Source organism: Trichocoleus sp. AS-A1, assembly GCF_039962015.1.
GTDB lineage: Bacteria > Cyanobacteriota > Cyanobacteriia > Cyanobacteriales > FACHB-T130 > FACHB-T130.
In genome coordinates this window covers 186,157-209,256 of record NZ_JAMPKG010000004.1, presented here as the reverse complement: position 1 = coordinate 209,256, position 23,100 = coordinate 186,157, and the positions used below count along the sequence as shown (strand labels likewise).

Annotated in this window: 20 protein-coding genes; 10 read left to right on the top strand and 10 right to left on the bottom strand. The window is 45.5% G+C overall.

The window, feature by feature from the left end:
* Window positions 1–74 precede the first annotated feature (74 nt).
* Window positions 75–1,748: a CTP synthase gene (locus tag NC994_RS05235; protein ID WP_190412838.1), complete on the top strand. Its 1,674-nt coding sequence runs from the start codon at window positions 75–77 to the stop codon at window positions 1,746–1,748.
* 118 nt (window positions 1,749–1,866) lie between these two features.
* Complete coding sequence (locus NC994_RS05230; RefSeq protein WP_190412837.1) at window positions 1,867–2,283, top strand: hypothetical protein; 417 nt, start codon at window positions 1,867–1,869, stop codon at window positions 2,281–2,283.
* A 73-nt stretch (window positions 2,284–2,356) separates the two neighbouring features.
* Here the strand turns inward: NC994_RS05230 and NC994_RS05225 are convergent, their stop codons facing one another.
* From NC994_RS05225 to trxB, 4 genes are all read right to left on the bottom strand, one after another.
* On the bottom strand, window positions 2,357–3,277 hold the full coding sequence (locus tag NC994_RS05225; RefSeq protein ID WP_199299769.1) for an ROK family protein: 921 nt from the start codon (window positions 3,275–3,277) through the stop codon (window positions 2,357–2,359).
* A gap of 156 nt (window positions 3,278–3,433) precedes the next feature.
* Window positions 3,434–3,877: a hypothetical protein gene (locus NC994_RS05220; RefSeq protein ID WP_339380350.1), complete on the bottom strand. Its 444-nt coding sequence runs from the start codon at window positions 3,875–3,877 to the stop codon at window positions 3,434–3,436.
* Between the two features lie 191 nt (window positions 3,878–4,068).
* Window positions 4,069–4,974 (bottom strand): ABC transporter permease, encoded by a 906-nt coding sequence (locus tag NC994_RS05215; RefSeq protein ID WP_190426687.1) that lies wholly within the window; start codon window positions 4,972–4,974, stop codon window positions 4,069–4,071.
* A gap of 165 nt (window positions 4,975–5,139) precedes the next feature.
* Entirely contained in the window at window positions 5,140–6,522 is a 1,383-nt protein-coding gene (gene trxB, locus NC994_RS05210) for a thioredoxin-disulfide reductase (protein WP_190439884.1), read from the bottom strand.
* 193 nt (window positions 6,523–6,715) lie between these two features.
* On the opposite strand from trxB, the gene NC994_RS05205 reads away from it, so the two are divergent.
* From NC994_RS05205 to NC994_RS05195, 3 genes are all read left to right on the top strand, one after another.
* Complete coding sequence (locus NC994_RS05205) at window positions 6,716–8,038, top strand: methyltransferase domain-containing protein (RefSeq protein WP_190439881.1); 1,323 nt, start codon at window positions 6,716–6,718, stop codon at window positions 8,036–8,038.
* A gap of 121 nt (window positions 8,039–8,159) precedes the next feature.
* Window positions 8,160–8,750, top strand: a complete 591-nt coding sequence (locus NC994_RS05200) for a type IV pilin-like G/H family protein (RefSeq protein ID WP_190439879.1) — start codon at window positions 8,160–8,162, stop codon at window positions 8,748–8,750.
* A gap of 157 nt (window positions 8,751–8,907) precedes the next feature.
* A complete protein-coding gene (locus NC994_RS05195) occupies window positions 8,908–11,142 on the top strand; it encodes an O-linked N-acetylglucosamine transferase, SPINDLY family protein (RefSeq protein WP_190439878.1) in 2,235 nt (744 codons plus the stop codon).
* A 29-nt stretch (window positions 11,143–11,171) separates the two neighbouring features.
* Here the strand turns inward: NC994_RS05195 and NC994_RS05190 are convergent, their stop codons facing one another.
* Both NC994_RS05190 and NC994_RS05185 read right to left on the bottom strand, forming a co-directional pair.
* Complete coding sequence (locus NC994_RS05190; RefSeq protein WP_242030427.1) at window positions 11,172–13,454, bottom strand: methyltransferase domain-containing protein; 2,283 nt, start codon at window positions 13,452–13,454, stop codon at window positions 11,172–11,174.
* Window positions 13,455–13,569: 115 nt separating this feature from the next.
* On the bottom strand, window positions 13,570–14,556 hold the full coding sequence (locus tag NC994_RS05185; protein WP_190439874.1) for an FkbM family methyltransferase: 987 nt from the start codon (window positions 14,554–14,556) through the stop codon (window positions 13,570–13,572).
* 521 nt (window positions 14,557–15,077) lie between these two features.
* On the opposite strand from NC994_RS05185, the gene NC994_RS05180 reads away from it, so the two are divergent.
* The gene (locus NC994_RS05180) at window positions 15,078–15,878 is read left to right on the top strand and encodes a hypothetical protein (protein ID WP_190439871.1); all 801 of its coding nucleotides are present in this window, start codon (window positions 15,078–15,080) and stop codon (window positions 15,876–15,878) included.
* Between the two features lie 274 nt (window positions 15,879–16,152).
* Here NC994_RS05180 and NC994_RS05175 read toward each other — a convergent pair whose 3' ends face one another.
* A complete protein-coding gene (locus NC994_RS05175) occupies window positions 16,153–16,590 on the bottom strand; it encodes a hypothetical protein (protein WP_190429045.1) in 438 nt (145 codons plus the stop codon).
* A 428-nt stretch (window positions 16,591–17,018) separates the two neighbouring features.
* Complete coding sequence (gene apcD / locus NC994_RS05170; protein ID WP_190429046.1) at window positions 17,019–17,504, bottom strand: allophycocyanin subunit alpha-B; 486 nt, start codon at window positions 17,502–17,504, stop codon at window positions 17,019–17,021.
* Window positions 17,505–17,579: 75 nt separating this feature from the next.
* Here apcD and rlmD point away from each other — a divergent pair, with 75 nt between their 5' ends.
* Together rlmD and NC994_RS05160 are read left to right on the top strand one after the other, a co-directional pair.
* Entirely contained in the window at window positions 17,580–19,007 is a 1,428-nt protein-coding gene (gene rlmD / locus NC994_RS05165) for a 23S rRNA (uracil(1939)-C(5))-methyltransferase RlmD (RefSeq protein WP_190439869.1), read from the top strand.
* A gap of 448 nt (window positions 19,008–19,455) precedes the next feature.
* Complete coding sequence (locus tag NC994_RS05160; protein WP_190412826.1) at window positions 19,456–19,905, top strand: ATP-binding protein; 450 nt, start codon at window positions 19,456–19,458, stop codon at window positions 19,903–19,905.
* Here the strand turns inward: NC994_RS05160 and NC994_RS05155 are convergent.
* Entirely contained in the window at window positions 19,902–20,183 is a 282-nt protein-coding gene (locus NC994_RS05155) for a DUF6439 family protein (protein WP_190427741.1), read from the bottom strand. The genes NC994_RS05160 and NC994_RS05155 overlap by 4 nt on opposite strands.
* Window positions 20,184–20,220: 37 nt before the next feature.
* On the opposite strand from NC994_RS05155, the gene NC994_RS05150 reads away from it, so the two are divergent.
* Both NC994_RS05150 and asnS read left to right on the top strand, forming a co-directional pair.
* Window positions 20,221–20,598 (top strand): DUF2203 domain-containing protein, encoded by a 378-nt coding sequence (locus NC994_RS05150; protein WP_190439867.1) that lies wholly within the window; start codon window positions 20,221–20,223, stop codon window positions 20,596–20,598.
* 109 nt (window positions 20,599–20,707) lie between these two features.
* Window positions 20,708–22,099 carry an asparagine--tRNA ligase gene (gene asnS / locus NC994_RS05145; protein ID WP_190439863.1) on the top strand — a complete coding sequence of 464 codons (1,392 nt, stop codon included), beginning with the start codon at window positions 20,708–20,710 and terminating at the stop codon, window positions 22,097–22,099.
* Between the two features lie 79 nt (window positions 22,100–22,178).
* Here asnS and NC994_RS05140 read toward each other — a convergent pair whose 3' ends face one another.
* Entirely contained in the window at window positions 22,179–23,084 is a 906-nt protein-coding gene (locus NC994_RS05140; protein ID WP_190439861.1) for a DUF4394 domain-containing protein, read from the bottom strand.
* Window positions 23,085–23,100: the final 16 nt, after the last annotated feature.

Sequence of the window (23,100 nt, the reverse complement as noted above, 5' to 3'; positions counted from 1 at the left end):
AACGAACAACTCGTTAAGACTGTGGCACAATTAACGGGGTGGGTTGCCGACATGGCTCTTCTTTTAAGCATTTTATGACTAAGTTTGTCTTTGTCACCGGCGGCGTGGTTTCCAGTATCGGCAAGGGAATTGTAGCAGCAAGTTTAGGACGCTTGCTGAAGTCGCGTGACTATTCGGTTTCTATCCTGAAATTAGATCCGTATATTAACGTCGATCCGGGGACGATGAGTCCTTTTCAGCACGGAGAAGTGTTCGTAACGGCAGATGGTGCCGAGACGGATTTGGACTTGGGGCACTACGAACGCTTCACCGATACGTCCATGTCTCGGCTCAATAGCGTCACAACTGGCTCGATTTACCAAGCGGTACTCAATAAAGAGCGTCGTGGCGATTATATGGGGGGCACCGTCCAGGTAATTCCCCATATTACGAATGAAATCAAAGATCGCATCCAGCGAGTTGCCAAAAATACTAACCCGGATGTGGTGATTACGGAAATTGGCGGCACGGTGGGCGATATTGAATCCCTGCCATTTTTGGAAGCAATTCGTCAGTTCCGCAAAGATGTGGGGCGTCATAACGTGCTGTATATGCACGTAACCCTGATGCCGTGGATTCCCTCAGCAGGGGAGATGAAAACCAAGCCGACGCAGCATTCGGTGAAGGAATTGCGGTCGATCGGGATTCAACCGGATATTTTAGTTTGTAGATGCGATCGCCCTCTACACCCAGGACTCAAAGAAAAAATCTCAGAGTTCTGCGATGTTCCCGTCGAGTGCGTGATTACAGCCCAAGATGCCAAAAGTATCTACGAAGTGCCGCTGATTTTAGAACGGGAAGGACTAGCACAGCAAACCCTAGAATTGTTGCAACTAGAGCAACGCCAACCCAACTTGAGCCAGTGGAAAATCTTAGTAGATCGCCTATATCATCCAACTCACCGGATAGAGATTGCCATCGTTGGTAAATATGTAAGGTTAACAGATGCCTATCTCTCAGTGTTGGAAGCTTTGCGCCATGCAGCGATCGCAATGAATTGTGACCTTAACCTCCGTTGGGTTAGCTCGGAAAGCATCGAATCGGGCAGCGCCGAAACTTACCTGGCTGGTGTGAACGGCATTGTAGTACCTGGAGGTTTCGGCGTTCGGGGTGTTGATGGCAAAATTGCGGCGATTGAATACGCCCGTAAAAACCAGATCCCCTTCCTCGGTTTGTGTCTGGGAATGCAATGTTCGGTGATTGAATGGGCGCGACACGTCGCAGGATTAGAAGATGCCAATAGTGCTGAATTTGCCCCGAATGGATCGAATCCGGTGATCAACCTGTTGCCGGAACAGCAAGATGTGGTGGATTTGGGCGGCACGATGCGCTTGGGGCTATATGCTTGTCGTTTAGCGCCCAATACTCTAGCCTTCCGGCTCTATCAAGAAGAAGTGGTTTACGAACGGCATCGGCATCGGTATGAGTTTAATAATGCTTATCGCAACCTGTTTTTAGAAACCGGCTATGCGATCAGCGGTACCTCGCCGGATGGGCGATTAGTGGAAATTATTGAACTACCTAACCATCCTTTCTTTATTGCCACCCAATTCCACCCGGAATTTAGCTCTCGACCCAGTAATCCCCACCCGATGTTCCAGGGATTGATTCAAGCGGCACTAGCCCAGCTTGACCCCGGACTTGCTCGTTCTGACTCCTCACAGCCTACCCAAGAAGATGCGACGCTCCAAGCAGCTGAGGTATCTTAACAGTTGCTGGCAATTCCAGCAGGACGGAAAGCGATCGCTTCACGTCCTGCTTTCCACCAACCACTTGCGCGGGGGAGCGTTGTCAGTGCCAGAACTCACCTTAATGTGAGGAGGTCATGTGGCGTATTGGATTAAAGTGAGTTATGAGCGAAATGAATATGTAATCGATCTTGACCGCATCAGTGCCTTCGCTTGCACCCCGAACGGTAAGGTAACTTTTTGGTTGCCTGATAGTGCCATCCCAATTATTATCAACCGTCAAAGTAACCCGGATGGTTATCAGCAAGTAATGGACTATATTCAACAAGTTAGCTTCCATTCACTGGCAGCATCTTGGATCAAAGTTAGTTATGAACGGAATGAATATGTAGTCGATCTCAACCGTATCAGTAGCTTTTCCTATTCTTCTAACGGTAGGCTCACGTTCTGGTTGCCGAATAGTGCTATTCCCATCATTATCAACAAGCAGAATGACCCGGATTGCTATCAGAAAATTTTGGAATATATCAAACAGAAAACCGGGCACTCATTTTAACCAGTAGGGAGAACGACAAGTGCTGAGACTAACACTCCTCAATCCTCAACCCTCAGTCCCCAGCCCTCAACCCTCAACTTTCAGTCTTCAAAATTTGCCAAGCCAATTTTGCCGCCCCAACCATTCCAGCTTGGTTGCCTAACTCAGCTTTTATTAGGTGCAAACCCTCACGGGAACTCTTCAGCACCCGCCGCTCAATTTCTGCTTGTGCAGCCGGAAAGAAAAATTCTGCACTTGCACTAACGCCGCCGCCAATGACAATCGCTTCCGGCGTTAAAACATAGATAAGACTTGATAATCCAACACCGAGATCGCGTCCGTAGCTTTGCCAAAATTCTAATGCTTGGCGATCGCCTGTGCTTGCCAGCTTGCCCAGTTCCTCTGGTTCTAACCCTGTGCGGCGGCGAATGGCGGCTACTGAGGCATATTGCTCTAAAGAGCCTTGATTGCCGCTATTACAGGGCGGACCCTCTGGATTTAAGGTAATTAATCCTAGCTCAGCGGCGGCACCTTGATGACCCACAAACAGGTTCCCATCGAGGATAATCGCACCCCCCACACCTGTACCGAGTGTTAGCAGAATCAAATTCCGGTAATGGCGTCCAGCTCCTAACCAAGCTTCTCCCATCCCAGCACAGTTAGCATCATTGGCGAGAACTGTGGGTAAACCTGTTTTGGCTTCTAACCAATCTGCGAGGGGTACATCATGCCAGCCTGCCAGGTTAATCGCGACTCTAGCAATTCGACCGGATGCATCGGCGGGACCAGGGGTACCGATACCGAGCGCGATCGCGTGTCTTGCTGGATCGAGCTGCGCGATCGCTTCTATCATCGCATCTAAAACCGCTGTCGGTGTTGCCGGTTGCGGTGTCGCCACACTCAACGACTCCAAGCAAGTCCCATCCTCGCGGAACCTCCCCAGCTTAATCGTCGTTCCCCCCAAATCAATGCCAATTATTTCCCGATTCACCACAACCGCTCTTCTAATTTCCAAAAACTAATACCACTTATCTATATTCATGCCATTTGTCACTTTTCCCAACCTTTAGCGCTGATTTATAAAGTCCCAATTCCTTCTGTAGGGGCAATCCAATGCAATGCCCCTACAGAAGGTGAAGTTTGTCAGTTATTTAATCCACGACCCTTAATATCAGTCTGAAATTTTAAAGGAATTCCAGAACTTTTGAAATTCTTGCTTAGCCTGCTGATAACTTACCGCTTTCTGGTCTAATACTGCTTTTACAATTTCTTTGTCTTCATACTGCTTTTTCGCTAATTCAAACTCCAGCTTTTTCATCTGATAATCTTGCTTTTTAATTGTCCCTTCAACGGAAGCAACCCAGTTAGTAAAGCCCAAGTTTTGAACTTCCCAATCAGTATTCCCTACCTCAGAGATAGCTTTTTCTCCCAAAGCAGATTTACTTTTTTCCGTCAAAGTGTGAAAACTATTCAACGCCCCCTTAATTTGTGGAAGAACGCGCATTGAATTTTTTACAGAAAACCTTTCATTCAGGGTATAACTAACAGTTTCATCGGGATAAACAGGTTTAAGCTGCAAATCCGATACTTGGGCCGTGTTGGGACTGGCTTGCACCTTCAAACCTGTGACAGGTGCCGCCCTAAGTATCCCAGCGATCGCAATAGATAACATAAAACCACCTGTAGCGGCAGCAATTAAAGAAATATTGTCTTTCATATCTCAGCAGCAGTGCTTATTGGTAATGGATCGTTGGTAATGGGTCATTGTATAAATTCGATTACCCATTACCGATAAAATATTTGACTCTATTCAGGGGATTTTTGGTTCCAATTTTCTCTCCGCAACCGGGGATTCACAAACTCGCTTAATCCTTCTCCCACCAGAGACAACCCTACCACCATCAGCGTCATCGCTAAGCCTGGGAAAAGCGCTGTCCACCAAATGCCAGTAGGCAGAGCATCCAGCGCCTGACGGAGATCGTAGCCCCATTCAGGAACCTGATCGGCAAGCCCTAACCCTAGAAAACCCAAACTGCCCAAAATCAAAATTGCATCGGCAGCATTCAGAGTGAATAATACAGGCACGCTCTGAATCACATTAAGAAACAGGTAGCGAGAGAGAACCCTCCAAGTGTCTGCCCCCATTGCTTGAGCGGCTTCGATGAACAGTTCTGTTTTAACACTAACCGTATGGTTGCGGACGACTCGATAATATTGGGGAATGTAGGAAATGCTGAGGGCGATCGCGGCATTTAAGACCCCTCGTCCCACCACAAACGCCAGCGTCACCGACAGCAACAGCCCCGGTAACGTATAAATTGTATCCATCAAAAATAGCAGCACCCGATCCAACCTACCACCCAAATAACCGCTGACTAAACCCAACGGCACCCCGATGACAAGGCTCAACACGGTTGCCAAGATAACCACTTGCAGCGCCGCTTGGCTCCCAAATAGGGTGCGCGAGAAAACATCGTACCCTTGGCGACTGGTACCAAACCAATGACGCCACGAGGGCGGCTCATGAATCGGATTAGCTAAGGACTCCAAGGGATTTTGCACCCATCCCCAAGCCTGAAATGCGGGAGTGAGAAAAGCTATTAGCACGAACATCAAGGTGATAACAATTCCCACCCGCATCATCTGCATGGAGAGACTGGGACGCCCAGATAAACGTAAAAGTCGAGGTAAGGGAAGTTTTGTCGGGGTCATCAATATATCCTGGCGATGATAAATCGCGGCTACGCCAACCCCTCTTCAGAAGAAGGGAACAGAAAGCGAAGTCCGGATGCTACGCGGACTTCATTTTAAACCCTTGTCTAGCGGGTTTTGTTGGTATAGCTGCGAATTCTATGCGCCTGATTCCTAAAACCCTTGCTAGACATATTGCTCAATCATTTGGCGGAACTGGCTCTTTTGCTTAACGCCCTTCATCTCACCCACTAATTCTTTGTTTTTGAAGAACTGCACTGTAGGCGTTCCGGTAACACCAGCATTCTCGGCAATGTCTCTATCTTCCGCAATGTCAATTTCTACAAAGTGGATTTTGCCATCGAACTCATCCACCACCTTATTTAAGATCGGCTTTAGCGTATGGCAAGGCCCGCAATTGGGCGAGACATATTTGACCATCAGCAGGCGATCGCTATCATGAAATAGCTTCCGCAACGCATAGCTACCCTCATGCCTCGTCGCCTGCGGGTTAAACGCCGCTTCTGGATTCAGCTCAGCTATCTTATCACCAGGCTCATCTGCCGGTGTATCTGGCTCTTCAGACGTATGTATCTGCTGACGATACTCCTGGAGCAAACCATTAACAGATAGCCATCGTTCCGCCAACATGGCTGCCATACACCCAGTACCCGCCGCAGTAATCGCCTGACGATATTCACGATCCTGGACATCCCCCGCAGCAAAGACACCTTCTACACTCGTCTCCACTGAACCAGGCTTCGTCACGATGTAACCAACTTCATCCAATTCCATCTGCCCCTTAAATAGGGAGGTGTTGGGCTGATGACCAACCGCGTAGAACAATCCTTTAACAGGGAGAACACTCTCTTCACCCGTTTGAGTATGTTTGAGCTTAATCCCGGTCATCCGACCATCTTCACCGACAACATCCACAGGCTGAGAATTCCAGTGAAGCGTAATCCTAGGGTTATTCAGCACCCGATCCTGCATTGCTTTACTTGCCCGCATCTTGTCGCCGCGAATCAGCATGTGAACGCGATCGCCATATTTAGTCAAGTAAACTGATTCCTCAGCCGCCGAGTCACCCCCACCAACCACAGCCAGTTCCGCACCGTGGAAGATAGGCGTCGCACCATCACAAATCGCACAAGCCGAGATCCCGCGACTCCAAAATTCATGCTCGCTGGGCAGCCCTAACCTTTTCGCCGTCGCCCCAGTAGCAATTACAATACTATGAGTTCTAACTTCCCGTTCTTCAGAGCGGACAGTAAAAGGACGCTGACTCAAATCAACCGATATCACATCCTCGGTGACTAACTCAGCCCCCCATCTCTCAGCCTGCGCCTTCATCCGATCCATCAACTCCGGTCCTGTAATCCTTTCTGGAAACCCCGGAAAGTTCTCCACTTCCGTCGTTGTCATCAGCTGCCCGCCAGGTAGCCCCCCAGCCTGAAAGCCTTCAAACACAAAGGGTTTCAGGTTCGCACGCGCCGCATAGATAGCAGCCGTATACCCCGCCGGGCCAGAACCTATTATCACCAAGTTCTCTACAGTTGGGTTGGTCATAAAGTTTATACAAACTCATAACGACTACGTTTAATATAGTATAACTTTCTGGTGAGACGATGAGTGCAAGAAACTTTCGCTGACTGTTATACTTTTCCGCCAAAATGGGAACACTCGAAGGGGAGTGCAGGCATAAACTTGATTTTGCTCCACTTACCAGATTTACAAAAACTCAACATCAGGCCATATTTCCATGAGCGACCAAGCATCAGAATTATTAGAAAGAATTCGCCAGCAATTTGATACTTCTCCTTATCCTAGAAATCCACTAGATGAATCCCCGAAAGATAATGCCAGTGTACTTTATATTCACAATTTGGCAACATCTTACTACAAAAGAAACCAAAGATTTATAGAGACTAAAGGAAAAGTAATTTTAGATGCCGGATGCGGCAGTGGCTACAAATCCTTAATTTTGGCAGAAGCTAATCCAGGCGCAAAAATTGTTGGGATTGACTTATCAGAAGAGTCTGTAAAACTATCGCGGCAACGCTTGCAACACCACGGCTTTGAGAATGCAGAATTTTATACTCTATTGCTCGAGGATTTACCTACTTTAGGCATAGACTTTGACTACATTAACAATGATGAAGTCCTTTATCTTCTACCTGACCCAGTCGTAGGATTGCAGGCAATGAAGGCAGTTTTGAAACCAGATGGAATCATCCGTACCAACCTCCATAGTTCACTACAGCGGAGCATCTTTTTTCGCGCTCAAGAAGTTTTTAAAATGATGGGTTTTATGGATGAAAACCCACAAGAGATGGAGATCGGATTTGTTCGGGAAGCTATGGGGGCATTAAAAGATCAAGTTCTTCTCAAGTCGCAGACCTGGCATCCTAACTATGAAACACAAGACGAGCTGATTCTAGCAAATCACTTACTTTTGGGTGATAAAGGTTCTACGATTCCTGAAATGTTCTCGGCTTTAAAAGCTGCGGATTTAGAGTTCATCAGTATGGTGCAGTGGCGACAATGGGATTTAATGGGTCTGTTTAAAAATCCAGACGATTTGCCTGCATTTTTGGCATTAGCTCTACCAGAAACTTCTATGGAAGAGCAACTGCATTTGTTTGAACTTCTACATCCTGTCCATCGTTTGCTTGACCTCTGGTGCGGTCATTTAAACCAAGCCAAGCCTGTTGTACCGATTTCTGAGTGGACGACCGCTGACTGGCAAGAAGCGCGAGTACATCTGCATCCTCAGTTGAAAACCCCGAAGTTTAAAGAAGACCTTGTAGCCTGCATTTCAGAGCTAAGAATGTTTGAAATTAGTCGGCATCTCCCCATTCATGAGGGATTTGTCAATATAGACAGCTCAAGTGCTGTATGCCTGCTACCTTTGTTGAACGAGTCTCAGTCGATGATGTCTCTGGTGGAACGCTGGAAGCAAGTCAGACCTGTTCATCCTGTTACCTTAGAGCCTACGGATGAGGGAGAGGCTTTTGAGATAGTCAAACATCTACTGACTCGGCTAGAGAGCCTTGGTTACGTGCTGTTGGAGTGCCGGTTTTGAGGACACTCGGATGTATCCCTAAAATTTTTTTGGCGAGGGTGATATGAAAGCGAACGGAAGTGGGTAAGTTAAATCCAACAGATAGAAGTTAAGCATCCCGCACCCCAAGGAGAGACCCCTCATGAAGACTGAACTAAAAGCTAAGTTCCTGCAACACCTGAACCAAAAAAGACAGGACGAAGGTTTCACGCTGATTGAACTACTCGTTGTTATTATCATCATCGGCATTTTGGCTGCCATTGCTCTCCCTTCCTTCCTAAACCAAGCTAACAAAGCTAAGCAGTCAGAAGCTAAGAGCTATGTTGGTTCTATGAATCGGTCTCAGCAAGCCTACTACCTGGAGAAAAATGCCTTTGTTGGTGAACAGCCAACAGATTTTGCTAACTTAGGTCTTGGCATCGCTACTCAGACCACAAATTATGTATACCGAATCAAAGGTGGTGGTCTTGGAGCCAAAGCGGTGACCAACCAAGGCTCCCAGGTAGCGGGAGCGGGTGCCCCAATCAAAGCGTATGTAGGTGGCGTAGTTGTAGGAACCACACAAGGTACAGGTGAGGCAACCACACTGGCAATATTGTGTGAAGGCAAAAAGGCTGCTATCCAAGGTGGCCCTACTGCTGCTCCTGGTGATATCGTCGGTCCTGTCGCTGCTGGCGCTCAACCAACCTGTCCCGCTGCCAATGGTGGTTATGACAACTTAGGTAAATTCTAGGTTAAGTAGAAAAGAAATTCTTGTTGTAGTAGTTTTAATAGAGCCAAGTTAAACATTTGGCTAAAGTGGGTAGAGCGTTCTACCCACTTTGTTTTGTAAGCTACCTACGCTTGAAAGAATGATTTGAATCCTTGAATAACACAAAAGATTATTTCCTATGACTACTGAAGGCCCTTTGATTAATCTAGCTAACTGGCAGCAGCAAGCCTGTCAGTATTTAATTCAAGGAAAATATACTAAAGCCGCGAGCCTATACGAACAGGCAATTGAGATAGAACCGGACATCAAGTTACATTACTGGTATTTGGGTATGCTGTTACTGTTGCAGGAACAGGAAGCAGAAGCCCAAATGACCTGGATGCTAGCAATGGCAGAAGGTGAGCCGGAACAAGTCGAACTGTGGACAAAGGAACTGATACAAGTTCTGCAATCAGAAGCAGAACGGCGAGAGGCTCTTGCCGACTACTCAGTGGCTTGGGCGCTCCGACACCATATAGAGGAAATAAGTCCCGGTGATGTAAATAATCTATTGCAGATTATTCAACTTTCTATTCAAATGAAGAGGTTTACTGGAGAAGACTTAACTTCCCTAGGACTCCTTGATGTACTCAAGTCAGGTCAAGGAATAGAAGTTAACCCTGATTTATTGCTACAAGTATTGCAAAATACCTTAGATTACGCGCCACTGGAACCGTCACTACTGAACTTCGCGGAAGCTAGTCTTCCTTATATTCATGAGTCTCAAGCTTTCATGAGTGTAATACTACCTGCATCTATCAAAATCGCTTACTCTACAAAGCAACCTGGACTGGCAGCACGATTGGCAGAATTATGTTTACGTTTAGATGGCGAAGATCAAGAAGTTTTAAGGCATCTGGCTGCATTTTATAAGAAGGCTGGTCAATATGAGGAGTGTATAAAAACAGCTAAGTTATGTTATTCATTAATGCAAACGTTGCCAGATAAAATTTTTGCCATTCAGCTGATTTTGCAAGGGCTGATGGGTGCAGGAGGATATTGGCAAGAAGCTCTTTCTGTCTTCCATCAGCAGGAATCGTTGTTGTTGGCGCTGATAGAAGAACCACCGATGTTGCTCGATCAAATCACCACCCTTCGTCTATCTACACCCACATTTTTTTTGCCGTATTACAGAGATGACTTAAAAAATAATCGTTTTATTCAAAATCAAGTTTCTCATATTTTTCAGTCCAATGTTCAACATTATGCAAAAGAGCAAGCAGAGCAATATCGTCAACAACGCTTATCAAGTGGGGGAAGCGGTACAACTACCAAACCTCTCAAAATTGGCTACTTATCTCATTGCTTAGGAAGGCACTCGGTTGGTTGGCTGGCAAGATGGCCCTTTGAGCATCACGATCGCGATCGCTTTGAAATTAATGCCTATTTTGTTAACTATAGACAGATAAACGACTATTTACAAGAATGGTACGTTGAACAGGTTTCCCATGCTCACAAATTAGAGATGGATGGTCTAGAGATTGCTGAGCAAATTTATCAAGATGAAATAGATATCTTAGTGGATCTTGATAGCATCACGTTAGATATCAGCTGTGAAGTCATGGCATTAAAGCCTGCACCAGTTCAAGTCACGTGGCTGGGCTGGGATGCTTCAGGTTTACCAGCTATTGATTACTTTATTGCTGATCCCTACGTTTTACCAGACTCGGCTCAGGATTACTACACTGAGAAAATCTGGCGATTGCCACAGACATATATAGCAGTAGATGGTTTTGAAGTGGGCGTACCGACTTTGCGTCGGGATATGCTTAATATTCCCAGCGATGCGGTGGTGTATCTCACGGCTCAAGGCGGATACAAGCGTCATCGCGATACGGCACAACTGCAAATGAAGATTCTCAAGGAAGTACCCAATAGCTACTTCTTGATTAAAGGTCTGGCTGATCAAGAGTCAATTAAAAACTTTTTTAACCAGATTGCAGAAGAAGAGGGGGTGAATTGCGATCGCCTGCGATTTCTACCAGAGGTGGCATTAGAAGCAACTCACCGAGCTAATCTGGAGATTGCTGATGTTGTACTGGATACTTATCCCTACAATGGAGCCACCACGACCCTAGAAACACTCTGGATGGGTATTCCCTTGGTGACGCGAGTTGGTCAGCAATTTGCGGCTCGCAACAGCTACACAATGATGACGAATGTGGGTGTAACAGAAGGTATTGCGTGGACTGATGATGAATATGTCGAGTGGGGTGTTCGCTTGGGTAAAGACCCCGCTTTGCGGCAACAAATCGCTTGGAAACTGCGGCAATCAAGGCAGACATCCCCCCTGTGGAATGCCAAACAGTTTACTCGTGAGATGGAGAAGGCATATGAGCAGATGTGGCAAAAATATGTTGAAGCTGGTGGATAGCCTGAAGAGCCAACAAAGCAGACCGGTGTCTACTGAAGGTTCCATCCGCCCGTTTCGAGCTGAACAATTCGCTTCTGGCTGAAGCTGTTAAGATTGCAGGTTGGAATGTTTTCTGCTTTCACTACTGCGATCGCCTGTTGATTTTCGTTTTGCATAACAATTCGAGCATAAATTCGAGGCAACAGAGCTTTCCAGTGTATTTCTCCTAATTTCCCAGTCAGGGAAATTTCTGGTTCCTCAGTCACATCTAAATCTTCTTGCATAATAAGATTCATCGCTACACTGGATAAAATAAGATTGGCTTCCTCCTCAGAAATATTGGCAGTTTCTACAAGTAACGCCATCTGACTTTTTTGTGGGTGAGTTACGATCGCCTTTATAACTGTTTCTAAGTCTATGCTTAGAGATTCTTCTGGTTGAGACCAATCTGGAAAAACAATTAAATTGATGTCTTTCAGCTTTAAAAGCAAGAGAGTAGCTTCAATTAAGCCAGAACTAATTGTTCTGGCCATTGTTTCCCAAGAAAATTTTTTCGCTTGTTCCATTCCCGCTGATATTAATGAGCGGCGTACTTCCGGTTTTTGAACTTCACAAAGGGCATTTGTTAGCCCATTAATATCCTCGTCATTTACGTATAATGCCGCTTCCCCTGCAACTTCAGGAATAGACGCATTGGGACAAGTAATGACTGGACAACCACAAGCCATTGCTTCCACAATAGGTAGCCCGAACCCTTCATATTTAGACGGATAAACCAGTGCAACAGCACCGGAATAAGCTACTCTCAACTCTTCATCACTCAGTTGTAGCATATGGACAACGCTACCTGAAGTATAGGTTCTAAACTGGTCGCCCAGTAAAGCTCCACTACCCGTACAAACAATATCAAAGCCTTGTCTACTATGAAGTTGAGCAAAAGCCTTTAAGAATAAAATTGTATTTTTATAACCGCCTATACCGACCAAAATAAAGTATGGTTTGGAGATGCCGTACTTTGTTCTTAAATTATTAACTTCTGGAATGCTTGCTGGTGAAAAATTTATTGTAACTCCACAATGAGCTACAGTTACCGATTCCCTAGCAATATGCGGGAAAAACTTTACCAAGTCACGGGCTGTATTTTCTGAAATAGCTATATAAGCAGAAGCCTGTTGGATGGCATAATGCTTTTCTTGCCACATAGGATTGTTAAAATCCCATTCCATGACTTCTGGAATCATGTCATACGCCATAAAGACAGAGGGTGTTGACAATGGGGTTGTGTAGTATGTTGAAATAAATAAGTCAGCACCCTCCTCATCACATACTTGCTGCAACATTGCCCGGTCAGCATCCGTTGTGCTGTAGTCATAAGCTGGTACAGGGCGATATAGAACACCAGGAATTTTAGGAGCAGTTCCAGCTCTGTCAATAACTACAATATATTGGGCAAAACCATTTTTTGTCCATTCTTCAAGCAACGATTTCCAGACGCGAGCTATCCCAGTTTTATACAGTTGGAAAAATACCCCATCAATAGCAATTTTTACTTCTTTTGTCCCTGCTACAAAAACAGCATTATTATCTTCCTCAGTAGTTTTAACCTCCTTATTATTATTATCATCATCCAGCTTACCAATAGCTTTTAAATAATCTCTTTGAAGTAGTGATTTTTTTTGAAAATTCTGTTGCTCATCACCATACAAGCTAGTAAGCCAATTTTGGCTCAAGGTTTTTTCTGTTAGGAGATGCAAGGATGAGCCATCTGAATATAAATTTAAACCGAAATTTTCAGCAACTATAGACAGTGCTTTACCCGTGTATAGGGAAATATGCTGACCTTCGTCAAGCGAATAGTACCACCATTCGTTAGGCTTAGGATTACTTGCTGGTAACAATTCAGTGCTAAATAAAATATTTCTAGAAAATTTCAATATCTGCTCTATTTCAGCAATTGGCTCTACCAAATGCTCAAATACTTCAAATGCTGTGACTAATTCATAGCAATTGTTTTCTTGATTTTCAGCTTCAAAGCCTTGAGAAAATATATTCTGGCAAAATTTATCATACCAATAAAAATCAATTCCTAAGTCTCTCATTAACCGAACAAATACACCATATCCGCCTCCATAATCTAGAAATTTATCCTCATGGTTAAAATGGTTAACAATTATATTACTTGATACTTTGGACAAGTTGATGTTTCTGAATAATAGCCCAACATCACTACTAGCTATAGCTTCAGAGTATGCTTCTTCAAGCCAATAAGGTTCCTCCGTTTGAACAAAACTGCAATTTGAACATTGAAAATAATCAATGTCATACTTTTGCATTATTTTAGCATTGGCGATTTTTATAGAGTTTGATTCACAGATTCTACACTTCATAAAATTAGTAAATTACTTTTCGGCTAAGAAAACGAGACCAGTTTCTATTTCTTATATGTTTTCAAGGATGTTTACCACTAGTATATTTGCTAATTCTAGCAACAATAGGTAGGGAATCTAGCCCTTGTGCTACTAACTCTGGAACTTGAGCTAGACTCTCTATTATATTGTCAGCAAAGTTATATTTTCCGTCTTCGCCGTAATTCAGTGTCAAATACTCCAATAGTTCTAAAGCATAATCAGCAAAATTCATAATATCAGCAATACAAGCTAGTTTTAAAATTCGCTCAGGTGTCTTTAAGTGTGTATTCAAGTCTTCTCGAATTAAGTCACGAAAGTAAAAAGCATCTGCCCAAATCAAAGAACCGGGGTGAGTTTCTGATACAATTGGTGAATCCGTCCGAACTCCACGTCCAGTGCTGATAGCCAGATCGAAAAGTGTAAAATCTTTGTTTCTTAAATAAGTATCTATATCACTAAAAAGAGGCTGATTCCTATACAAAGAAATAAATTCGACCTCAGTTAAAATACCCAGTATACTGCGCTCTATAATTTTACTGGCTCCTTCTAAAACCTGGAGATCGGCTCCCTGAACATCAACCTGTAAAAAATCCATTTCCTCAATTTGTTCAGATTCGCAAAAAGCATCTAAAGTTATTGTGTCAACTTCCACTGTAGTAACTAATTGGTGCCACTCTAGATATCCAGCAAAGCGCTTTAGGTAAGATTCGTTTGGAGGATATAATGAGCTGCTACCAGTAAAATTAGTTACGTAGAGGGTAGCCTCCCCAACTGAATTCCAAAGAACTTGTGGGATATGTTTTTCATTCCAACTGACTTGTCGAGCTTCAATCTCCGAGTTCATTGCATCACAACTTTCTGCATCAGCATCAAATCCATAAATAGTAAGATTAGGCGCAAATATATGCCAACCTTGACTTGCATAATCATCTTCCCTTACTATTTTGCGAGAGCCAACAATCCCTACAGTCATATGAACTTGCTCTAAATGACCGCTGCTTTTTAAGCTGGAAAGAAAAAATGACATAATAAAAATTTACGTTTTGGTGGATTAAGGTTACAAATTGAAAATTATAATTTTAATGTTCGCGATTAGTGTATCTAGTGGTGCTAAAGAGGGACAAGTTATTTCAAATAAAGCTAAATTCAAGATTTATTCAGGATTTGTTAGGAAGTAGCCTTCTTTCAACCCTAGCTAGATTAAAGGGGCCTTTCTCAGCTTCTTCTTGAAGGGTACTGACTGGAAGTAGAAAAGGAGCTATGTAGTAGTTACTAAATCATTTTATGGTAACAATCACCTCTGCTCAAACTTTCTCACTTGGCAACTACGTGTTTTAAGGTGGACTTAACAATATTTAACAAACAATGAGGATTGTCAAGGGTAAAACCGTTCAGTCTAGAAGGCATGAGTGAGGCAAAAACCCATCAGGCGATCAATCACCGACTTCAACATCATCAACTGTAACCCAGCCACGAGTCAAAAACAACTAGTGTTTGAGAGGCTGACCGTTCATAGACTTTATCTTGCTTGAGAGGCGGCGAATACAAATGCTTTCCAAATTTCATCAAAACTTAAGTCGCTCGATAGTTACGTTTTGTGTAACTCTGGCGTGTGTTTTAGCAATTGGAGTTTTACAGGTATCCCAATTAAACCGACTGCGTATCGGAGCCAAAACTACGTCGCAGCAAAATCTCAATAGAGAAGTAGACACCGAAAGATTACGTCTCAATCTGCTACAAAAAACTCCCTCTTTTGGTTTTTATAATATTTTTGCGGACTGGGTAATGCTCGGTTTTCTGTCTTATTTTGGTGATGATACAGCACGCGAAGAGACAGGGTATAACCTCAGTCCAGAATACTTTGAAATAATTGTGGATCGAGATCCGCGTTTTTTACAAGCATATCTGGTTCTTTCTACCAGCATCTCTATGTATGCAGGGATGCCAGAAAAATCTGTTGCTCTTATGCAGAAAGGATTACATTCACTTTCTCCTAAAGCTCTACCAAGGTCTTATTATGTCTGGCGTTATAAAGGGACTGATGAATTATTGTTTTTAGGAGATGCCCAAGCTGCTAGGAAATCCTTTGAAAAGGCAGCGGAGTGGGCGAGTGTTTATGAAGATCCAGAAAGCAAGAATGTAGCAGCTATTTCTCGTCAGACTGCACAATTTTTAGCTCGCAACCCTAATAGTAAGTCGGCTCAAGTGGGTGCTTGGACAATGATTTTACAAAATGCGGTTGACGATCGCACGCGCAAGATTGCTATCAGTCGCATTGAGGTGCTGGGTGGTAAAGTCATTATTACGCCAGAAGGGGGAGTGCAGGTTCAGCTACCGGAGCAAGATTAAGGGACCCCACGCAAGAAGACTTTACGAGAAGAGGCGCGATCGGGCCTCTTTTTCTTGTGCTTGCAGCTAAAAACAAAACTGCCCCACAGCAAGACTGCTGTAGAGCAAGAGGACAGTTAAACGCTTACTCTAGTTTCCAGAAATCTAGCACCCATTGACTCGCCCTGTGTGACGGTATTTACAGTGTCCATTGAGAGAAATTAAAGGCGCAATAGGCTGCAATCTATGGTGTTGTGCCTACTAAACGCAAGACAGAAGCTGATGGAGGCGTTGGCTAAAAAGATGGATGTAGCAACAAACGATTTAGTATCAAGCCTAAACCAAACCCGCTCCAAGATACGGCAACGAGAATCCAAAAAGCTTGCAGTGCATTGAATTTAGCAGTTTGAAGGTCTAGTCTAGCTAGGGCACCTGCTGAGAGTAGAACAAAAATATTGGCAAAAATATTAATCCAGGTGAGGATGAAGACCCCAGCCAAAGCTCCGGTTATGACTGAAAGGAAGGCTCTAGTATCGGAATTCATCCAACGGGCAAAAAAGATTCTTAAGAGCCTGATAGGAGCCGTTAAAACCAAAGCTATCAACAAGGCTACTCCTATCTCTAACAGCAAAATCTCCCAGGTATATGTAAAGGAAAACAACCAGCCGTATACGCAATAAGTACCCAGAAGCAACGCCAGGGTTGCCCTAGGCAATCTTTTCAGGAAAGACATTCCATTCGTTGCGCTCCCTTTGGCGTATCAATCTTGTACCAAGAGTCTACACTGAGCTAGCAAACTATGGTCTCCTTTTTAGGCTTTTTTTAGGCTGGGGAGATTTTTGTCTTTTGGGCGATCGCGCAAGATACTACTGCGCCTGCAACTTTGTCCTACGCATTCGTAAGCGATCTTCTTGTGCGATCGCAATCACAGAAGAAGATGATTGATATCGTTCTCCCTGTATGGCTGAGTGGTCATACTAAGAGACGACTGAACTCTAGCCGAGTCATCAATAGGGAACACACGACCAGCCGACAGATTCTATAGAGAGACTGTCGGTTTTTTGTCGTTACAAGCATGTCGCTACAAGCATAAAGACAAGAAGTGAAGAAGAATCTTTCTTCTTCACCCGCGCTCGCATGTTCTGTTTGATAGCGATAGAATCAGGACATGGCTTGAATAATGTAGTCGAAATAAGGAGCCGCGGCTATTGCATCGTCCTCGCTAAGTAAGTCGAGGGAGGCTTTTTTCAAGCAACGGATAGATTCAGCCATGCCTGGGACAGGAACGCCGAGGGAATTGTACATTTCCCGCACGCCAATCAAACCAATTTTTTCAATCGGTTCCTTGTCACCGGACAGAACTCCGTAGGTAATTAGACGCAAGTACCAGCCGTAATCCCGCAGGCACAGCGCCCGTTGCCGCTCCCCGTAGGCATTTCCCCCTGGCGCAATGAAGTCCGGGCGTTTTTGCCAGAGCTGCTTACTGGCTTCTTGAACAATTTTTTTCTCATTTTCAGCCAGCGTGTTGGCGATACGCACCCGCTGTGCGCCAGTTTGCAAAAAGTCTTTGATGCTGTTGAGTTCGCCACTACTGGGGTAACGAAGTTCGTCGTCTGCTTTGAGAATAACTTGGCTAACTACACTCATGATTATCGGGATGATTCAGAATATCATTCGTAGTTTAACGAGTCCGTGGGACACAAATAAAGAGACAGAGATAATATGTCACTAACAAAATCACTAAATACAGGTTCTAGCGAGGCGGGTGAAGACCTTTGGCAACAAGGTCAACTGGTGGAAATAATCATCAGCGATCTTAGTGACAGCGGTGACGGAGTGGGTCGTTTGGGAGGTCGGGTAGTTTTTGTCCCGGATACGGTTCCGGGCGATCGCGTTCGCGTGCGCTTAGTGCGAGTCAAACCTCAATATGCCCACGGCAAATTAGACGAGATTTTGGAAGCATCTAGCGATCGCATCCGTCCATCCTGCATTGTGGCAGATAAGTGCGGGGGCTGTCAGTGGCAGCATATTGACTACCAACACCAGCTAGAAGCCAAGAGAAATCAGGTGATCCAAGCCCTAGAACGCATTGGCGGGATCGCCCAGCCAACGGTCGATCCCGTCCTGGCAGTTGCCGATCCTTTAGGCTATCGCAACAAAGCCACCTATCCAGTAAAACGGTCATCCACTGGTCAAGTACAAGCAGGTTACTACCAAAAAGGCAGCCACCACCTGATTAATTTGAATCAATGCCCGGTTCAAGACTCGCGTCTGAATCCCTTGCTGGCAGAAGTCAAGCAAGACATCCAGGAGCGGGGTTGGGGAATTTATGACGAAAAACTTCACCGAGGGAAAATCCGTCATTTGGGGCTGCGGATTGGGCGACGCACGGGCGAAATATTGCTAACCTTGGTCGTCAAAGATTGGAATCTTGCCGGGATCGATGCTCAAGCTCAGGAGTGGTTAACTCGGTACCCCCAGCTAGTGGGCGTCTCGCTGAACTGCAATCCCGATCGCACCAATGCAATTTTTGGCAGGGAAACCCGCTGTATCGCCGGACAACCTTACTTGCTTGAGGAATTCGCGGGTTTACAGTTCCAAGTGCGTCCCGACACCTTTTTTCAAGTTTATACAGAGCAAGCTGAAGCGCTGTTACAGGCGATCGCTGATGAACTGGATCTGCAAGGCAATGAGGTGCTAGTAGATGCCTACTGCGGCATTGGCACGTTAACCTTGCCGTTGGCGCAGAAGGTAAAGCAGGCAATTGGCTTGGAGATGCAGCCAGAAGCAGTCGAGCAAGCGACTCTCAATGCCCAATTGAATAACATCACGAATGTAAAGTTTTATACGGGAACGGTAGAGACGTTATTGCCCACGCTGGAGGTGAAGCCGGATATTGTATTGCTCGATCCCCCGCGGCAGGGATGCGTCAGCTTAGGGCGTCCGAAGGACGGTCGCGATGTCTTAGAAACCCTTTTAGAAATTCAGCCGAGTCGGATTGTCTACGTTAGTTGTAAACCCGCTACCCTAGCTCGCGATCTCAAATTATTGTGTCAATCGGGTGGCTATAAGCTAACCCGCGTACAACCTGCTGACTTCTTTCCCCAAACGTCTCACGTTGAATGTGCCGCCGTTCTTGTACGGCAATGACGGCCCTCTGTAGTGTACTTGACTGAGGTTCGGGGTGGCTTTTTTAGAAGATTTTGTTACAATAGAGAAAGTGGTTTATCCTACAACTTTTAGGATAGAAAGCACTCCTCTAGAGGTCAGAAGTTAGCAAGTTATTCGTATCCGTCAGAAAGCTAGCAATTTGCCAAGTAATCTAACGGAAAAATGTAGTTGGTATCCTCGATTAAAAAAAGAGAGTACCGGACAAATACGCAATGATTAATGCTTGGCGATAGGTGTACTTAAGCCTGGACATCATCTCGAATCTACGTGATTCCCCTGATTGTACGCAAGAGATGTTGTACGTAAAGGATGTTGTACGCATAAGATGGGTCCAAAACTACTCGTATCAAAGCTGTATAGCGCTACGCGCATACCCTTCGGCATCTGACTGTTAATTCTATTGAATGAAAGTCTAGAGGTTTTTTGAGTGATTGCTATCTCACAGCGTCCGGTAAGGCGAACTTGGGGCACGATAAGCTTCGCTTCTACCCTCTACCTTTGTCCCGTCCTGGATCTTCTCTTAGCTCAGATTCCATCTCGGTGGCAAGCAGAAATTCGGTTAGGGCTGCAAGAGGCGCTAGTCAATGCAGCAAAACACGGCAATAAGCTCGATCCCAGTAAGACCGTGTCCGTCCGCTTTTCGATGGTAGAAGGACAATACTGGTGGGTAATTTCAGACGAAGGAACGGGCTTTTCTCCCCCCTGTGATTGCCATTCTGACCCCGAACAACATCTCCCTGACGACGAAGCAGAAAGCGGCAGAGGGATGTGTATCCTCCACCAAATCTTCGATCAAGTCCACTGGAACCACCAGGGAACGGAACTCAGACTCTGCAAGCAAGTCAAAAATCGCTTCCGGCAACCCCTGCTTTTCTAACGGTTGTGTCCATGAGTTGGGCAAGGCGGTGCTGAGATAGACTTGTCCAGCCAGCCAGAAGCCTGCTGAAAGCGCACCAACGCTTCTTCCGGTTGATCTTTCAGGAGAAATACCAATGCGGCGATGGCTTGTTCGCCAGCACGAACTTTGCGGTTAGACTTGAGCCGATGCCAATCATTCGGTTGAATACTCAAGCGTTCTGCCAGAGCTTGAGCGAGTTCCAGGGTACTCAGTTCGTTCAAGTCAGAGGTTTTAGAAAGCTGGGTCGGTTGAGACATACTGAAGATAGACTCGCATTTATCCCTACTCTACTGTATGCCGCGCCGTCCAAAAGGATCAGATCCATCACCTTCCCCACTTGGGGATCAAGAGCAATTTGAGCGATCGCTGTTGGAAGTTGAGACTTCGCTTGCCGATCTCAAAGAACGCTACGCCCAAGTGCAGCAAGACAAGCAACGGCAAGCAGAACTACAGGAACGATTAGACGAGATAAAAAAGGAACAAAAGCTTTCACAGCAGCGACAACTTCAAGTCGAGCTGCGGCGCATCAAAGAAGAGCTGGATACTATAGAACTTAACTTAGAAAGTCGTCTATTTTCTTGGGACAGTTTAAAAGAACCTTTTTGGCAAGCTGTCCGCTTTGCAGGACTTGGCATTGTTGTAGGCTGGATCTTGAAGTCCTGCGCTGGGTAGGGGTTAGCAGGTTGAAAAGGTGGCAAGTTGAAAGTTAAAGCTTCAACCCTCAATTTTCAACCCTTTAACTATCGAAACCTTCACTTAGCAGATAACAACAGATAACAACATGGTGACTCGACGGATTGCAGACATATTGCGAAATGGTCAGCCAGATGAGCCGCTGACGATCAAAGGCTGGGTACGAACGAAGCGAGAATTGAAAGAATGTGCCTTTGTTGAAGTCAACGATGGCTCATCAATGGCTAATCTCCAAGTTGTACTCAATCCGGATTTGTCAGATTATGGAAACATCATCAAGCAGCTGAACACGGGTGCTTCTGTAGAAGTTGCGGGTGTGCTGGTAGAGTCTCCGGCAAAAGGACAGCGGATTGAGCTGAAGGCAGAAACGGTGAAAGTGTACGGGGAAGCCGATCCCGAAACCTATCCGTTGCAAAAGAAACGTCACTCATTTGAGTTTTTGCGAACAATTGGACATTTGCGATCGCGCACTAATTCCTTTGGTGCCGTCTTCCGCGTCCGCAATGCCTGTTCCTATGCGATCCACCAGTTCTTTCAAGAGCGAGGATTCCTCTGGGTTCATACCCCGATTATCAGCGCTAGCGACTGTGAAGGGGCGGGAGAGATGTTTACCGTCACCAACCTCAATCTAAAGGACATCCCCCGCACAAACGCCCAGGAGATTGATTACAGCAAAGACTTTTTTGGACGCCCTGCCTATCTCACCGTCAGCGGACAACTGGAAGCTGAAGTCATGGCGATGGCATTCAGCAATGTTTATACTTTTGGCCCCACCTTCCGAGCAGAAAATTCCAATACTTCTCGCCACTTGGCAGAATTTTGGATGGTAGAACCAGAAATGGCTTTCTGCGATTTAGAAGGCAATATGGACTTAGCAGAAGCCTTCCTGAAGCACGTTTTCAAGTATGTGCTGGAGACGTGTCCTGAAGACATGGAGTTTTTTAACCAGCGAATTGATAACTCCGTTCTCGCTACAGCGGACAATATCATTAACAACGAGTTTGAACGGTTGACTTACACGGATGCGATCGCGCTTTTGGAAAAAGCCGATAAAAAATTCGAGTATCCCGTCAAATGGGGCTTGGATTTGCAGTCAGAACACGAACGCTATCTGGCTGAAGAAGTCTTCAAAAAACCTGTTATCCTTACTGACTACCCAACAGAAATCAAAGCCTTCTATATGCGCTTGAGCGACGATGAAAAAACCGTCCGCGCAATGGATATATTGGCTCCTAAAATTGGCGAAATTATTGGGGGATCGCAGCGGGAAGAACGCCTAGACGTGCTAGAGCGAAGAATACAAGCTCAAGGGCTAAATCCAGCAGATTATTGGTGGTATCTCGATCTACGGCGCTATGGCACAGTTCCTCACGCTGGCTTCGGTTTAGGGTTTGAGCGCTTAGTACAATTTATGACCGGAATGGGCAATATTCGGGATGTGATCCCCTTCCCTCGTGCGCCATTAACTGTAGATTTCTAAGTTCAGTAAGGTGGGCAATACCCACCTTACTGAAAGCCCAAAAAGCACAAGGGCACAAGATGAAATCTGAAAACTATAATTAATTAGCCGACTTGACGCGACGACGGCTGCGACTTAGTAGGGCAAGCGCACCGAAACCGATCAAAGAACCTACAGTACCAGGCTCCGGGACGGAAGTGGCAGCAAGACCAACAATATTGCCGCCGCCACTGAAAGTGCCTAGTGTCGTAGCAGCACCTGTGCCCAAGTTGATGCTGTAAATGTTCGAGCCAGAAGCTGCGAAGGCATTATTGACAATGCTACCTCCCTTCTTGGTCGTTACAATGTCAAATCCTCCAGTTTCGCCGAAATCAACACCTAGGGAGCCAATCGTGTTCAGAATGCCAGCATTGGGCGGGTTCTGCTGAACCAATGTGTCGAGAGCAAAGTCAATTCCGTACAGCGCGGTTGTGGTTGTCCCAGCAAACGAATTAGTGTAGGCCGCAGCGGTAATATTGGGGTTAGCTCCGAAGTTGGGATCGCCAGATGCATAGTTTAAGGTTCCATCAGTAATCACTGCACCAGTGTCCACGTTTATGCGAAGGTTTTGGTCATTGCTACCAACAAGCCGCAGGCGGTCAGGTACTGGATTGAAGTCAAATCCTGACGTGACTCCTCCAGAGAAGGGAGCGCTGAGGTTACTTACCAAAGTCGCAGCACCTGTGGTGGTGTCAATCGTATAAATACCGTTTTTGTCTGTGACACCGTAGAGGAGACCATCGGCTGGTCGAAAGTCAATCCCTAGCACAGTCCCATCAACCCCTGCAATCTTTACGGTGCTAGAAATCTTGGAAAGTTTGCGGTTAAAGAAAACCAGGCTGTTATCGTCGTTCAGACCAATCAGCTTCATGGTCGCTGCCTCTGCGGGTTTGGCAACGCCGAGCAGATCGAACATCGTAGCTACAGTTAATGCAGCGATCGCTGTACCAAGCTTAATTAGTTTCATGGGTAGTTCTCCGACT

What these genes read in the sequence shown, in the direction of transcription:
- NC994_RS05155 (WP_190427741.1), bottom strand. Translation starts at nt 20,183, where the DNA reads ATGTCTCAACCGACCCAGCTTTCTAAAACCTCTGACTTGAACGAACTG.
- NC994_RS05195 (WP_190439878.1), top strand. Translation starts at nt 8,908, where the DNA reads ATGACTACTGAAGGCCCTTTGATTAATCTAGCTAACTGGCAGCAGCAA.
- apcD (WP_190429046.1), bottom strand. Translation starts at nt 17,504, where the DNA reads ATGAGTGTAGTTAGCCAAGTTATTCTCAAAGCAGACGACGAACTTCGT.
- NC994_RS05205 (WP_190439881.1), top strand. Translation starts at nt 6,716, where the DNA reads ATGAGCGACCAAGCATCAGAATTATTAGAAAGAATTCGCCAGCAATTT.
- NC994_RS05235 (WP_190412838.1), top strand. Translation starts at nt 75, where the DNA reads ATGACTAAGTTTGTCTTTGTCACCGGCGGCGTGGTTTCCAGTATCGGC.
- NC994_RS05190 (WP_242030427.1), bottom strand. Translation starts at nt 13,454, where the DNA reads ATGCAAAAGTATGACATTGATTATTTTCAATGTTCAAATTGCAGTTTT.
- rlmD (WP_190439869.1), top strand. Translation starts at nt 17,580, where the DNA reads ATGTCACTAACAAAATCACTAAATACAGGTTCTAGCGAGGCGGGTGAA.
- NC994_RS05180 (WP_190439871.1), top strand. Translation starts at nt 15,078, where the DNA reads ATGCTTTCCAAATTTCATCAAAACTTAAGTCGCTCGATAGTTACGTTT.
- trxB (WP_190439884.1), bottom strand. Translation starts at nt 6,522, where the DNA reads ATGACCAACCCAACTGTAGAGAACTTGGTGATAATAGGTTCTGGCCCG.
- NC994_RS05140 (WP_190439861.1), bottom strand. Translation starts at nt 23,084, where the DNA reads ATGAAACTAATTAAGCTTGGTACAGCGATCGCTGCATTAACTGTAGCT.
- asnS (WP_190439863.1), top strand. Translation starts at nt 20,708, where the DNA reads ATGGTGACTCGACGGATTGCAGACATATTGCGAAATGGTCAGCCAGAT.
- NC994_RS05175 (WP_190429045.1), bottom strand. Translation starts at nt 16,590, where the DNA reads ATGTCTTTCCTGAAAAGATTGCCTAGGGCAACCCTGGCGTTGCTTCTG.
- NC994_RS05200 (WP_190439879.1), top strand. Translation starts at nt 8,160, where the DNA reads ATGAAGACTGAACTAAAAGCTAAGTTCCTGCAACACCTGAACCAAAAA.
- NC994_RS05150 (WP_190439867.1), top strand. Translation starts at nt 20,221, where the DNA reads ATGCCGCGCCGTCCAAAAGGATCAGATCCATCACCTTCCCCACTTGGG.
- NC994_RS05215 (WP_190426687.1), bottom strand. Translation starts at nt 4,974, where the DNA reads ATGACCCCGACAAAACTTCCCTTACCTCGACTTTTACGTTTATCTGGG.
- NC994_RS05185 (WP_190439874.1), bottom strand. Translation starts at nt 14,556, where the DNA reads ATGTCATTTTTTCTTTCCAGCTTAAAAAGCAGCGGTCATTTAGAGCAA.